Source organism: Citrobacter amalonaticus (assembly GCF_018323885.1).
Lineage (GTDB): Bacteria > Pseudomonadota > Gammaproteobacteria > Enterobacterales > Enterobacteriaceae > Citrobacter_A > Citrobacter_A amalonaticus.
In genome coordinates, this window is the sequence record NZ_AP024585.1 from 1334539 (window position 1) to 1346638 (window position 12100).

12 protein-coding genes are annotated in these 12100 nt (G+C 55.7%); 5 read left to right on the plus strand and 7 right to left on the minus strand.

The window, feature by feature from the left end; all coding sequences use genetic code 11:
• Window positions 1-4: 4 nt before the first annotated feature.
• The gene (gene fetA / locus KI228_RS06285) at window positions 5-676 is read left to right on the plus strand and encodes an iron efflux ABC transporter ATP-binding subunit FetA (protein ID WP_044258908.1); all 672 of its coding nucleotides are present in this window, start codon (window positions 5-7) and stop codon (window positions 674-676) included.
• Entirely contained in the window at window positions 669-1448 is a 780-nt protein-coding gene (gene fetB / locus KI228_RS06290; RefSeq protein ID WP_043001527.1) for an iron efflux ABC transporter permease subunit FetB, read from the plus strand. Before fetA ends, fetB begins: the two co-directional genes overlap by 8 nt.
• A 50-nt stretch (window positions 1449-1498) precedes the next feature.
• Here the strand turns inward: fetB and KI228_RS06295 are convergent, their stop codons facing one another.
• From KI228_RS06295 to tesA, 3 genes are read right to left on the minus strand one after another with little or no spacing between them, the layout of a single operon-like run.
• Entirely contained in the window at window positions 1499-2353 is an 855-nt protein-coding gene (locus tag KI228_RS06295; protein WP_043001526.1) for a co-chaperone YbbN, read from the minus strand.
• 59 nt (window positions 2354-2412) lie between these two features.
• Window positions 2413-3183 carry an NADP(+)-dependent aldehyde reductase gene (gene ybbO, locus KI228_RS06300; RefSeq protein WP_043001525.1) on the minus strand — a complete coding sequence of 257 codons (771 nt, stop codon included), beginning with the start codon at window positions 3181-3183 and terminating at the stop codon, window positions 2413-2415.
• 28 nt (window positions 3184-3211) lie between these two features.
• Entirely contained in the window at window positions 3212-3838 is a 627-nt protein-coding gene (tesA, locus tag KI228_RS06305; RefSeq protein WP_125339513.1) for a multifunctional acyl-CoA thioesterase I/protease I/lysophospholipase L1, read from the minus strand.
• On the opposite strand from tesA, the gene ybbA reads away from it, so the two are divergent.
• The 3 genes from ybbA (at window position 3806) to KI228_RS06320 (ending at window position 8214) form a co-directional block, all read left to right on the plus strand.
• Complete coding sequence (ybbA, locus tag KI228_RS06310; RefSeq protein ID WP_044259018.1) at window positions 3806-4492, plus strand: putative ABC transporter ATP-binding protein YbbA; 687 nt, start codon at window positions 3806-3808, stop codon at window positions 4490-4492. The genes tesA and ybbA overlap by 33 nt on opposite strands.
• Window positions 4489-6903, plus strand: a complete 2415-nt coding sequence (ybbP, locus tag KI228_RS06315; RefSeq protein WP_141227413.1) for a putative ABC transporter permease subunit YbbP — start codon at window positions 4489-4491, stop codon at window positions 6901-6903. The genes ybbA and ybbP overlap by 4 nt, the downstream gene beginning before the upstream one ends.
• A gap of 177 nt (window positions 6904-7080) precedes the next feature.
• Window positions 7081-8214, plus strand: coding sequence for a porin (locus KI228_RS06320; protein WP_044258905.1), 1134 nt, complete (start codon window positions 7081-7083; stop codon window positions 8212-8214).
• A gap of 66 nt (window positions 8215-8280) precedes the next feature.
• Here KI228_RS06320 and mnmH read toward each other — a convergent pair whose 3' ends face one another.
• The 4 genes from mnmH to lpxH form a co-directional block, all read right to left on the minus strand.
• On the minus strand, window positions 8281-9351 hold the full coding sequence (gene mnmH / locus KI228_RS06325) for a tRNA 2-selenouridine(34) synthase MnmH (protein ID WP_061070450.1): 1071 nt from the start codon (window positions 9349-9351) through the stop codon (window positions 8281-8283).
• A 96-nt stretch (window positions 9352-9447) separates the two neighbouring features.
• Window positions 9448-10515 carry a 5-(carboxyamino)imidazole ribonucleotide synthase gene (purK, locus tag KI228_RS06330; RefSeq protein ID WP_043001521.1) on the minus strand — a complete coding sequence of 356 codons (1068 nt, stop codon included), beginning with the start codon at window positions 10513-10515 and terminating at the stop codon, window positions 9448-9450.
• On the minus strand, window positions 10512-11021 hold the full coding sequence (gene purE / locus KI228_RS06335) for a 5-(carboxyamino)imidazole ribonucleotide mutase (RefSeq protein ID WP_043001520.1): 510 nt from the start codon (window positions 11019-11021) through the stop codon (window positions 10512-10514). Before purE ends, purK begins: the two co-directional genes overlap by 4 nt.
• Window positions 11022-11376: 355 nt before the next feature.
• Window positions 11377-12099, minus strand: coding sequence for a UDP-2,3-diacylglucosamine diphosphatase (gene lpxH, locus KI228_RS06340; RefSeq protein WP_061070448.1), 723 nt, complete (start codon window positions 12097-12099; stop codon window positions 11377-11379).
• Window position 12100: the final 1 nt, after the last annotated feature.

The window sequence follows — 12100 nt, forward strand, 5'->3', positions numbered from 1 at the left end:
GATAATGCGTGAAAATAGCAGGTTGTTGCAGGTAAACAATGTGGGTTACCAGGTCGGGACCATCAAAATTCTGAATAACATCAGTTTTGACTTACGTCCTGGTGAATTTAAATTAATCACCGGCCCTTCTGGCTGTGGAAAAAGTACCTTACTGAAGATTATTGCGTCGTTGCTCAGTCCGAATAGCGGTGAGATCCGCTTTGGTGGAGAGGATATTGCCACTCTCAACCCGGAACATTATCGTCAACAGGTTTCGTATTGCGCCCAGACGCCCGCGCTGTTTGGCGATACGGTCTACGATAATCTGATCTTCCCCTGGCAAATCCGTAACCAGCGTCCAGATCCTGGGGCTTTTCTGGCGGACCTGGCCCGCTTTCAACTGCCGGAGTCGATTCTGGCGAAAAATATCAATGCGCTCTCCGGCGGAGAGAAACAGCGCATTTCCCTGATCCGCAATTTACAGTTTTTGCCGCAGGTTTTACTGCTTGATGAAATCACCAGCGCACTGGATGAAAGCAATAAGCGCAATGTGAATGAGATTATTCATCACTATGCTCGCGATAAGCAGATAGGGGTGTTGTGGGTGACTCACGATAAAGACGAAATTAATCATGCGGATGAAATAATCACTCTGATGCCGCATGCCGGAGAAATGCAGGAAGCGCGTAATGAATGAACATAATATTACTAACGAGTCACTGGCATTAGCGATGATGCTGGTGGTGGTGGCGATGCTGATAAGCCATAAAGAGAAACTGGCGCTGGAGAAAGATATTCTCTGGAGCGTCGCTCGCGCCGTGGTTCAACTTATTATCGTCGGCTATGTCCTGAAATATATCTTCGCGGTCAATCATGCAGTCCTGACGTTAGTGATGGTGTTATTCATCTGTTTTAACGCCGCGTATAACGCGCAGAAGCGCAGTAAATATATTGATAAAGCGTTTGTTTCCTCGTTTATTGCCATCACGACGGGGGCAGGGTTAACGCTGGCGGTGCTGGTGCTGTCGGGGTCGATTGAATTTATCCCGATGCAGGTGATCCCCATTTCTGGGATGATCGCTGGTAATGCGATGGTGGCCGTCGGATTGTGCTACAACAATCTCGGTCAGCGTTTCAGCAGCGAACAACAGCAGATTCAGGAAAAACTCAGTCTTGGCGCCACGCCGAAAATGGCGTCTGCGGGCTTGATCCGCGACAGTATTCGCGCCTCGCTGATCCCAACGATCGACTCCGCGAAAACGGTCGGACTGGTGAGTTTGCCGGGGATGATGTCAGGGCTGATCTTTGCCGGTATCGATCCGGTCAAAGCGATTAAATATCAGATTATGGTGACCTTTATGTTGCTCTCAACGGCGAGCCTGTCGACCATCATTGCTTGCTATTTAACCTATCGGAAGTTTTACAACTCGCGCCACCAACTGGTGGTGACGCGTTTGAAGAAATCGTAACCAGCGACTGGCGTAGGCCCGATAAGCGTAGCGCCATCGGGCAACGTAAATCAGTACAACAGCGCGTAGAGCTGACGACGATATTTCGACGCCAGCGCGTCGCCGGTACCCAGCGCGGCAAGAATTTCCTGGAACGTTTTACGCGCCTGACCGTCTGCGGCGGCAAGATCTTTTTTCAGATGACTGAACAGCAGTTCCAGTGCTTCTTCGTTGCGTCCCACCTGATGCAGTTGCAGCGCCAGCTGTGCGGCCAGTCCGGCGTCCTGCGGATTTTCCGCCACCTGCTGTTGCAGTAGCTGAATCTCTGGCGTATCCGCCGCCTGTTTCAACAGTTCAATTTGCGCGACCAGCCCCTGATAACGGGTGTCCTGATCCTGAAGCGGAATGGTTTTCAGCACGGCTTCTGCATCTTCAGAGCGGTTGAGGGCAATCTGCGTTTCCGCCAGTAGCAGGCCGATTTCACTGCTCTGGTTAGACAACTGCCAGGCGTCTTTCAGCAGCGGCAGTGCTTCAATGTAGTTGTCTTCCTGCATCAGCTGCATGGCCTGTTGCGCTTTTAGCTCTTCTTCACGCGGCAGCACTTTGTCGAGCAGGGCGCGAATCACCTCTTCAGGCTGCGGTCCCTGGAAGCCGTCAACCGGCTGACCGTTCTGGAACAAATAGACGGTTGGAATAGCGCGCAGACCGAACTGAGAGGCAATCATCTGCTCGGCATCGCAGTCGAGCTTCGCCAGAATGAACTGACCGTTGTACTGTGCGGCAAGGCTTTCCAGCACCGGCGTCAGTTGCAGGCAGTGCTGGCTGCGTTCAGACCAGAAGTAGAACAGGACCGGCGTGGTCATCGACAGTTCTAAGGTCTGCTGCAGGTTCGCTTCGTTAATGTTGACAATATTCTGTGTGGACATGGAGTCACTCTCTTGTGTCGATTTCTTTTTTACATGAGGGCTGACGCGTGCGCTTCAACTCATCCGTGCAAAATTTTGTCCATCAGGCGTCCCGGCAGCAGACGTTTGAGCAGCATGACGGCCCAGGTTACCAGCGTGACGGGATAGCGGAGTTTGGGTTTATCGCTGATAAAAGCATGGCGCACTTTGGCGACGACGGCTTCAGGATCGAGCGTAAAACGTGCGGCAATACCGGGGTTTTCCACCGGTTTGTCGTTCTGGGTCTGGTTAACGTTTTCCGTAAAGCGCGTGCGAATAGGGCCGGGTTCAATCAGGCTGACCTTAATTCCGCTGTGACGTAGCTCCATGCGTAACGCATCTGACCAGGCTTCCAGCGCGTATTTACTGGCCGCGTAGGCGCCGCGTCCGGGTGTGGAGATAAGCCCCATCACCGAGGAGGTCATCACGATCCGACCTTCGCCATGCGGCAGCATGGCCGGTAACAGACGCATCGTGAGCTGATGAGCGCCAAAGAAATTGGCGGAGAATTGCTGCTCCATCTGCGCGCGGCTGATGGTGGGCAGCGGACCGTAGACGCCGTACCCGGCATTGTTAAAGATCCCGTATAAGCAGTTATCGGTCAGGGCGATCACCTCGTCAGCGGCGCGATCCACGCTCTCAGGCGAGTCGAGGTCGATCAATACGCCGGTGAATCCCATATTATTCATGCGCGTGACATCGTCGGGTTTGCGGCAGCCGGCGAGAACCTGAAAACCCTGACGCTTCAGCTCAAGCGCGCTTTCCAGGCCGATACCGCTGGAACATCCTGTTATTAAGACCGATTTTTGCATAACTTTACCTGTCAGGATCTCCGTTGAATTAAGACTCGTGTTTTACTAAAGGACTCAGCTGCTTCGCCATCCAGTCAGCGATAAACGGCTGGGCATCGCGGTTAGGGTGAATACCATCATCCTGCATCCACTGCGGTTTTAGATAGACCTCTTCCATAAAAAAGGGTAACAGAGGAATATCAAATTCTTTGGCGAGCTTTGGATAGAGCGCGCTAAAGGTTTCATTATACCGACGGCCATAGTTTGCGGGCAGGCGAATTTGCATCAGCAACGGCTCGGCGTTCGCCGCCTTCACGTCCTGCACGATGGTACGCAGCGTTTGTTCGGTCTGTTGCGGCGCAAAGCCGCGTAGCCCGTCGTTGCCGCCCAGCTCAACCAGCACCCAGCGCGGTTGATGCTGTTTGAGTAGCGCAGGCAGGCGTGCCAGCGCTTGCTGGGAGGTGTCGCCGCTGATGCTGGCGTTCACCACGGTGGTTTTGCTCTGCCATTTGTCGTTGAGCAGTGCAGGCCAGGCGGCACTGGCGGACATTCGGTACCCGGCGCTCAGGCTGTCGCCGAGGATTAACAACGTGTCAGCCGCAGCGGCCCGACAGGTAAACAGGATCAGGAACAGGAAAGGCAAATGCCAGCGGAAAACATTGTTGAAGTTCATCATCTTAAGAAGTCCGTCGGTCAGGGGGAGCACGAGCTTTCCATCCTTACCGGAGTTGACCTGGTTGTCAAACGCGCCGAGACCATTGCGCTGATTGGCGAGTCGGGTTCAGGGAAATCTACGCTACTGGCGATCCTCGCCGGACTGGACGATGGCACCGACGGCGCCGTCAATTTGGTGGGGAAACCGTTGCATCAGATGGATGAAGAGGCCCGGGCTCAACTGCGTGCACAGCATGTCGGTTTTGTCTTTCAGTCATTTATGTTGATTCCCACGCTGAATGCACTGGAAAACGTCGAACTTCCCGCACTACTGCGCGGCGAAAACAGCGGACAAAGTAAAGCGGGAGCGAAAGCCCTGCTGGAACAACTGGGTCTGGGCAAGCGTCTGGACCATCTTCCGGCGCAGCTTTCCGGTGGTGAGCAGCAGCGCGTGGCGTTGGCGCGCGCTTTTAATGGTCGCCCGGACGTCCTGTTTGCCGATGAACCAACGGGGAACCTCGACCGGCAGACCGGTGAAAAAATTGCCGATCTGCTCTTTTCGCTTAACCGCGAACACGGCACCACGCTGATTCTGGTGACTCACGATCCGCAACTGGCGGCGCGCTGCAACCGACGACTGCGCCTGGTGAATGGACAGTTGCAGGAGGAGGCATGATCGCACGCTGGTTCTGGCGCGAATGGCGCTCGCCGTCGCTGTTGATTGTCTGGCTGGCGCTGAGTCTGGCGGTGGCCTGCGTGTTGGCGCTGGGCAACATCAGCGACCGGATGGAAAAAGGGTTAAGTCAGCAAAGCCGCGAGTTCATGGCGGGGGACCGGGCACTGCGCAGCTCACGCGAGGTGCCGCAGGCGTGGATTGACGATGCGCGTCAGCGCGGTCTGAAGGTCGGAGAACAACTGACCTTTGCCACCATGACCTTTGCTGGCGATACGCCACAGCTGGCGAACGTCAAAGCGGTCGATGACATCTATCCGATGTACGGCGAGCTGGAAACCAATCCGCCGGGGCTCAAGCCACAGCAGGGAACGGTACTGTTGGCGCCGCGACTGATGGCGTTGCTGAACCTGAAAATCGGCGACACTATTGATGTCGGCGACGCCACGCTGCGCATTGCTGGGGAAGTGGTGCAGGAGCCAGACTCCGGCTTTAACCCCTTCCAGATGGCGCCGCGTCTGTTAATGAATACAGCGGATGTTGCGAAAACCGGTGCCGTGCAGCCCGGCAGTCGCGTCACGTGGCGCTATAAATTTGGTGGCACGCCGCAACAGCTTGACGGCTATGAAAAGTGGCTACTACCGCAGCTGAAGCCGGAACATCGCTGGTACGGACTTGAACAGGACGACGGCGCGCTGGGCAAATCCCTGGAGCGTTCGCAACAATTTCTTCTTCTTTCGGCACTGTTAACACTGCTACTGGCCGTCGCTGCCGTGGCGGTGGCGATGAATCACTACTGTCGCAGTCGTTATGATCTGGTGGCGATTCTGAAAACGCTCGGTGCGGGCAGGGCACAACTGCGAAAACTGATTGTCGGGCAGTGGCTGATGGTACTGGCGCTTTCCGCCGTGACGGGCGGGGCGATCGGCCTGTTATTCGAAAAGATGCTAATGGTACTGCTTAAACCGGTGCTGCCCGCCGCGCTGCCGCCTGCCAGTTTCTGGCCGTGGATCTGGGCGTTGGGCACCATGACGGTGATCTCGCTGCTGGTCGGTTTGCGTCCCTATCGCTTGTTATTAGCTACCCAGCCGCTGCGCGTCTTGCGTCGTGACGTGGCGGCCAATGTCTGGCCGCTGAAATTCTATTTGCCGATCGTGACCGTGGTGGTGGTGGTGTTACTGGCCGGGTTAATGGGCGGCAGTCCACTGCTGTGGGCGGTGCTGGCGGGGGCGGTCGTGCTGGCGCTGCTGTGCGGCGTGTTGGGCTGGATGCTGCTGAACGTTCTGCGTGGGATGACGCTGTCGTCGTTGCCGCTGCGCCTCGCGGTCAGTCGCCTGCTACGTCAGCCGTGGTCGACGCTGAGCCAGCTGTCAGCGTTTTCGCTGTCGTTTATGCTACTGGCACTGCTGCTGGTTTTACGCGGTGATCTGCTGGATCGCTGGCAGCAGCAGCTTCCGCCGGAAAGTCCCAATTATTTTCTGATCAACATTGCCCCGGAGCAGGTGCCGCAGGTGAAGGCATTTCTCTCCGAGCATCAGGTGATCCCGGAAGCGTTCTACCCGATCGTGCGGGCGCGGTTGACGGCGATAAACAACACGCCGACAGAAGGGGGACAAGATGAGTCTCTGAATCGTGAGCTGAATCTGACCTGGCAGGATACCCGTCCGGATCACAACCCCATCACCGCCGGTAACTGGCCGCCAGGAAAAGGCGAGGTATCGATGGAAGAGGGGCTGGCAAAACGGTTGAACGTTTCACTCGGCGACAGCGTCACTTTTATGGGTGACACTCAGGCGTTCAGTGCGAAGGTGACCAGTTTGCGCCGGGTCGACTGGGAAAGCCTGCGCCCTAACTTTTTCTTTATCTTTCCGTCCGGCGCGCTGGATGGTCAGCCGCAAAGCTGGCTGACCAGCTTCCGCTGGGAAAACGGCAACGGCATGCTGACGCAACTTAATCGTGAGTTCCCGACGATTAGCCTGTTAGACATCGGCGCGATCCTTAAGCAGGTAGGGCAGGTGCTGGAGCAGGTTAGCCGGGCGCTGGAGGTCATGGTTGTGCTGGTAACCGCCTGCGGCATGCTGTTGCTACTGGCGCAGGTGCAGGTCGGCATGCGCCAGCGCCATCAGGAACTGGTGGTCTGGCGTACGTTAGGCGCGGGCAAAAAACTCCTGCGCACTACGCTGTGGTGTGAATTTGCCATGCTGGGGCTGGTCTCCGGGCTGGTGGCGTCCATCGGCGCGGAAACCGCGCTGGCGGTGCTGCAAACGCAGGTGTTTGACTTCCCGTGGGAACCTGACTGGCGCTTGTGGATTGTCCTGCCTCTTTGCGGCGCGCTTTTACTTTCTCTTTGCGGGGGCTGGCTCGGTGTCCGTCTGCTGAAAGGGAAAGCGTTGTTCCGTCAGTTTACTGTTTAATCCCGTGATAATGACGCGCCGGTTTTTATGCTGGCGCGTACTTTCTTAGTAGCATAAATTGATAACCCCTCGCTGTTTAACGGCACAAATCATTAAAAACCCGCCAACACGTCAGTGTTAATACCAGTTAATATTCAAACGCTGAATAATTAGCAGGAAATCTATCAAGGAAAAATAATGACTATAAAAACAACAGCGCTGGCGGCATCGATCGGCGCAGCAGTGGCATTAACGTCTTTCGCCTCTCAGGCGGAAATCACCGTTCTGAAACAAGATCCGCAGGCGGGCAATCCGCTGAGCCGTCTCAACTTTACCGTTGGCGGGAGTATTCGTCCTCAGTTCCAGAACATGACGGGCGATGACGGCGCAAATGGCTATAAACGTAATGGCTTCGACGGCGGTACCCGTTTCCGCTTCGCGGCAGATTACTATCTGTTTGATGACATCAGTTGGATCAGCTTCTACGAGCTGGGCGTTAACATTCCGGCGCAGTTCAACTGGGACAATCACTATGCTGACGGCGCGCATGACACCACGCGTCGTATGCTGTACACCGGTCTGAAGAGCGATACCTGGGGTACGCTGACCTTCGGTCAACAGAACAGCATCTACTACGATGTGGTCGGTGCGAAAACCGATATCTGGGACTACGACATGATTGGTCAGGCACCGGGTAACGGGATTAACGGCGACTATGATGGTTCTTACCGTTCCCGCAAAATGCTGAAATATAAGAAAACGGTTGGTGATGTTGATCTCTACGCATCTTATCTGTTCAGCGACGACTACAACCCGAATAATGGCCTGAACTACAAGCGTAAAGGCGGTGGTTCACTGGGTGCGGATTATCACATTACTGACGATCTGAGCTGGGGTACGGCGTGGAACTACACCCGTGCGGAAATGCGCGGTAACGGCAGCAAAACGTACGATCAGAACATCGTGGGTACTGCCCTGAGCTGGACCCCGGATAACTGGACCTTCTCACTGGGCGGCGGCTGGTACCAGAACTTTATGACCACCAAAAAAGTGTCTGTTAACGACTACTTTGCCGGTGATGCGTGGGGTCTGGAATACTTTGCGGGCTATACATTCCCAATCAACCAGTATGCGTTGAAATCCGTTCAGCCGTACTTCATGGGTGACCGTATTGAATACGTGAATGGTCGCAACTACCTGCGTACCGACAACGGCGTGGGTATCAGTTTCCAGCTGGATTATGGTTTCCGTGTTGATTACGAACACGTCTTTACCTCCAGCACCGATAACCTGGGTGATATGAACCTGGTGCGTCTGCGTTACGACTTCTGAGTCTGATGCTGTGCCCGGTGACGCTAACGCTTACCGGGCCTACAAATCATCACCCTCCGGCGTTTTTCAACCGCGCAACCACGCCTCAACCTCTTCAAATGTTCCACGAAAGGCAATCTGTCCGGCTTTCTTTTCCAGTTGATAGCGATACATCGGATCGTAATATTCTTCCAGCAGCGGCACTAACCAACTGAAATGCACTTCGGTGCTGCCGGTCTGACGCTGTGCCTCCAGCGCCACGTCCAGCCTGGCGGTTAACTCGTTAAACCGCTGCAAACCCAGACGCCGTTGAATTGCAAAAAGCCCATGATGCAGATAGTTGCTGTATTCCTGCCATCCCGGCTCTTCGCCATACGCATGGGTGAAATCATGATGCATCCGCACGAAATACTCTTCCCGCAGACGCTCAAGACGGCGCCCGAACGGATCGTCAATCACGGCGATAGCGGCCTGCGTCATGCGTTCGCGCAGGCATTCCGGCAGATGGTTAGCGCCGATCATCCGGCCTTCATCTTCCAGCACCCAGCGCGTGGCCTGCTTTTTGAGCAGCGTCACCGCCAGCAGATTTTCAAAACTGGCCTGACTGAGCTGGGGTTCCAGCGTGCGTCCAAAAGAGGAGCCGCGATGATGGGCTAATCCCTCAAGATCTACGCCGTTTTCCTGCTTTTGCACCAGTTGTGTTTTTCCATTGCCGGTACAGCCGCCAATTAGCACGATCGGTTTTTGGACCTGTTCTTCCGTGGCGGCAATCGCGGCCTGGCGTAGCGCTTTGTAGCCACCGTTGATCAACGGGTAATCCACGCCGGATTCACGTAGCCACTGCTGGACAATGTGCGAACGCTGACCGCCCCGGGCGCAGCAGAGATAGCCTTGCGGGTGTTGCCGGCAGGCTTTGTGCCAGGCAGCCAGACGCTGCTGGCGAATCTCGCCGCAGACCAGTTGATGACCGAGCTCAAGTGCAGCTTCTGGCCCCTGGCGTTTATAGCAGGTACCCACGGCGGCACGCTCGTCATCATTCATTAAGGGTAAATTTATCGCGCCCGGTATGGCACCCTGCTGAAATTCAACCGGCGCGCGGACATCGATTAAGGGCGTATCGGCGATAAGGATCGCGCGATAGTCCGTTCCATCGTTCATGAGAAATCCTGAAGAAGACAAACAGCAATGGACGGGATTTTACGCGCGGAACGAGAGGGCGGGGAAGTATAAGTTAAACTTCCCCGCATTTTAGGCTTACTTGAGCTGAGTTTGCGCCCAGAGGATACCGCTGGCGTATTCCGGCGGCAGCAGCGGCGCGAGGGCTTCCAGCGTGGCGCTCAGGCGCGCGGTATCGCTGTCGGTCAGATTCAGATGACCCACTTTACGCCCCGGACGCACCTCTTTGTCGTACCAGTGCAGATGCACTAACGGCAGTTTCAGCCAGTCGTAGTTCAGATCGCTGCCAATCAGATTCACCATTACCGACGGACTGTCCACCACCGGTGACGGCAGCGGTAGGCCGGTAATCGCCCGCAGATGCAGCTCAAACTGGCTGATGCTGGCGCCGTTTTGCGTCCAGTGACCGCTGTTGTGCACGCGCGGGGCCAGTTCGTTGATCAGCAGACCTTCCGGCGTAACAAAGCACTCCATCGCCATCACGCCAACGTAACCCAGCTCCTGCATGATGGCCGAAAGCATGGATTCGGCCTGCGCTTGTTGCTTCGCGTCGGCTCGAGGGAAGGCGACGCTGGTGCGCAGAATACCGTCCTGATGCAGGTTACGCGTCAGCGGGTAGAACACCGTGCTGCCGTCATGCGCGCGTGCGCCAACGAGCGACACTTCACCCGAGAAATTAATGCCTTGCTCAACAATGCATTCGCCGTAGTTATCGTCAGGCAGTTGATCGGTTTCACTGGCGCGTAAACGCCACTGACCACGACCGTCATAACCACCGACACGACGTTTCACGATCGCCAGTTCGCCTAAACGGTGAAAGACAGCAGGCCATTCGCTTTTGTCGGTCAGCAACTGCCATGGCGCGGTCGCCAGGCCGAGCTTATCGAAAAGCTGTTTTTGCGTCAGGCGATCAGCAATGATTGGGAACACATCACGGTTAACGAAAGCCGGATGACGCGCCAGTTCACGTGTTAACGCGGTTTCCGGCCAGCGCTCGATTTCTGCGGTAATCACGCTTTGCTGAAAAGGCACGGCAGCCGGTTCCGCATCCAGCCCCACCGGCCAGACGGCGATACCCAGCGGTTCACCGGCCTGACGGAGCATCCGGCCTAACTGCCCGTTGCCCAGTACGCAAACCTGTTTCATGCCGCACCTCGCGGATCCGGATTCTCCAGCACCTCATCCGTTTGCGCCTTGCGCCAGTCGTTCAGGCGCTGATGCAATGCCTTATCATGCGTCGCCAGAATCTGCGCCGCCAGCAGCGCCGCGTTAGCCGCGCCCGCTTTACCAATTGCCAGTGTACCGACCGGAATACCGCGCGGCATCTGCACGATCGAGTACAGGCTATCGACGCCGCTCAGCGCTGCACTTTGTACCGGAACGCCCAATACCGGCACCAGCGTTTTCGCCGCAATCATACCTGGAAGATGGGCAGCGCCACCTGCGCCAGCAATAATTACCTGATAGCCGTTCTCTTCGGCGCTTTCGGCAAAGCTAAACAGTTTATCGGGGGTGCGGTGGGCAGAAACCACTTCTACGTGATGTGGGACATCCAGGATTTCAAAGATTTCGGCGGCGAACTGCATGGTAGCCCAGTCGCTTTTGGACCCCATCACGATGGCGACACGCGCCGGATTATTGCGGGAAGACATGCGTCTGAAAACTCCTGTGGTGCGGGACACGCTGCTTTTGAGGCCACAGAGAATAGCACGATACAACGCCAAGGAAAACGGTTGCGTAGCTGGATTTTAAGGCTTCCTGCGATGTCAAAAGAGATTTCGCTGGAAACGTACCGGTTCTAACAGGAGCGGATCAACCCCCTCTGTGCCTCCTGACAAAAAGGGACTCTGTGGATCATGCTTTTTGAAATTGCTGTTGGCTTGATGTTGATTGTAAGTCGCGTAGCAATATTGACATCCACTCACTGTTGAAAGCGGGTATATCGGTGCGACGGCTGGCACTAATGATCATCGCGAGTATTCCAGTCGATAATGAGGGGGCTTTTTCTCAAAACGGGAAAGCGATCAGTTTCACATCGTCCGGCGTGACTTTAACCATCGATCCTTCCGTATGCCAGGCACCTAACACGACGCGAAAGGCGGGTTCGCCATTAGCCGTGAGCGGGTGGACATCAGGACGGTGAGTATGGCCGTGAATCAGCCACTGGACATGATGTTTTTCCATCTCTGCGATCACCGCATGTGGGTTGACGTCCATGATTTCCAGCGATTTGCTGCGGTTAGCAGCTTTGCTGTCGGCTCGCATTCGGGCGGCCACGCGTTTGCGAATACACAGCGGCAGGGCGAGGAACAGCGTTTGCAGCCAGCGTTGATGGACTTTTGCGCGAAATGCCTGATAACCCGCGTCATCGGTGCACAGCGTATCGCCGTGCAGGATAAGCACCCGGCGACCGTACAGATTGAGCACTTTTTCCTGGGGGAGCAACGTCATGCCGCTTTCGCAGGCGAAGCGTTTGCCAATCAGGAAGTCACGATTACCGTGAATAAAGAAACAGGGGACGCCGGAATCAACAACCGCTTTAATAGCGGCAGCGATTTCACGATGTAACGGGTTGGGATCGTCATCGCCAATCCACGCTTCGAACAGGTCGCCCAGGATATACAATGCGTCGGCCTGACGGGCTTCACCCGCTAAAAAACGCAGAAAACCGGCGGTGATCGCCGGTTCTTCCGTGCAGAGATGTAGATCTGCAATAAACAGTGTCGTCACG

Bases quoted from the DNA above. Each gene is read 5' to 3' on its own strand.
- fetA (WP_044258908.1), top strand. From the start codon at position 5: ATGCGTGAAAATAGCAGGTTGTTGCAGGTAAACAATGTGGGTTACCAG.
- fetB (WP_043001527.1), top strand. From the start codon at position 669: ATGAATGAACATAATATTACTAACGAGTCACTGGCATTAGCGATGATG.
- KI228_RS06295 (WP_043001526.1), bottom strand. From the start codon at position 2,353: ATGTCCACACAGAATATTGTCAACATTAACGAAGCGAACCTGCAGCAG.
- ybbO (WP_043001525.1), bottom strand. From the start codon at position 3,183: ATGCAAAAATCGGTCTTAATAACAGGATGTTCCAGCGGTATCGGCCTG.
- ybbA (WP_044259018.1), top strand. From the start codon at position 3,806: ATGCCAGCGGAAAACATTGTTGAAGTTCATCATCTTAAGAAGTCCGTC.
- tesA (WP_125339513.1), bottom strand. From the start codon at position 3,838: ATGATGAACTTCAACAATGTTTTCCGCTGGCATTTGCCTTTCCTGTTC.
- ybbP (WP_141227413.1), top strand. From the start codon at position 4,489: ATGATCGCACGCTGGTTCTGGCGCGAATGGCGCTCGCCGTCGCTGTTG.
- KI228_RS06320 (WP_044258905.1), top strand. From the start codon at position 7,081: ATGACTATAAAAACAACAGCGCTGGCGGCATCGATCGGCGCAGCAGTG.
- mnmH (WP_061070450.1), bottom strand. From the start codon at position 9,351: ATGAACGATGGAACGGACTATCGCGCGATCCTTATCGCCGATACGCCC.
- purK (WP_043001521.1), bottom strand. From the start codon at position 10,515: ATGAAACAGGTTTGCGTACTGGGCAACGGGCAGTTAGGCCGGATGCTC.
- purE (WP_043001520.1), bottom strand. From the start codon at position 11,021: ATGTCTTCCCGCAATAATCCGGCGCGTGTCGCCATCGTGATGGGGTCC.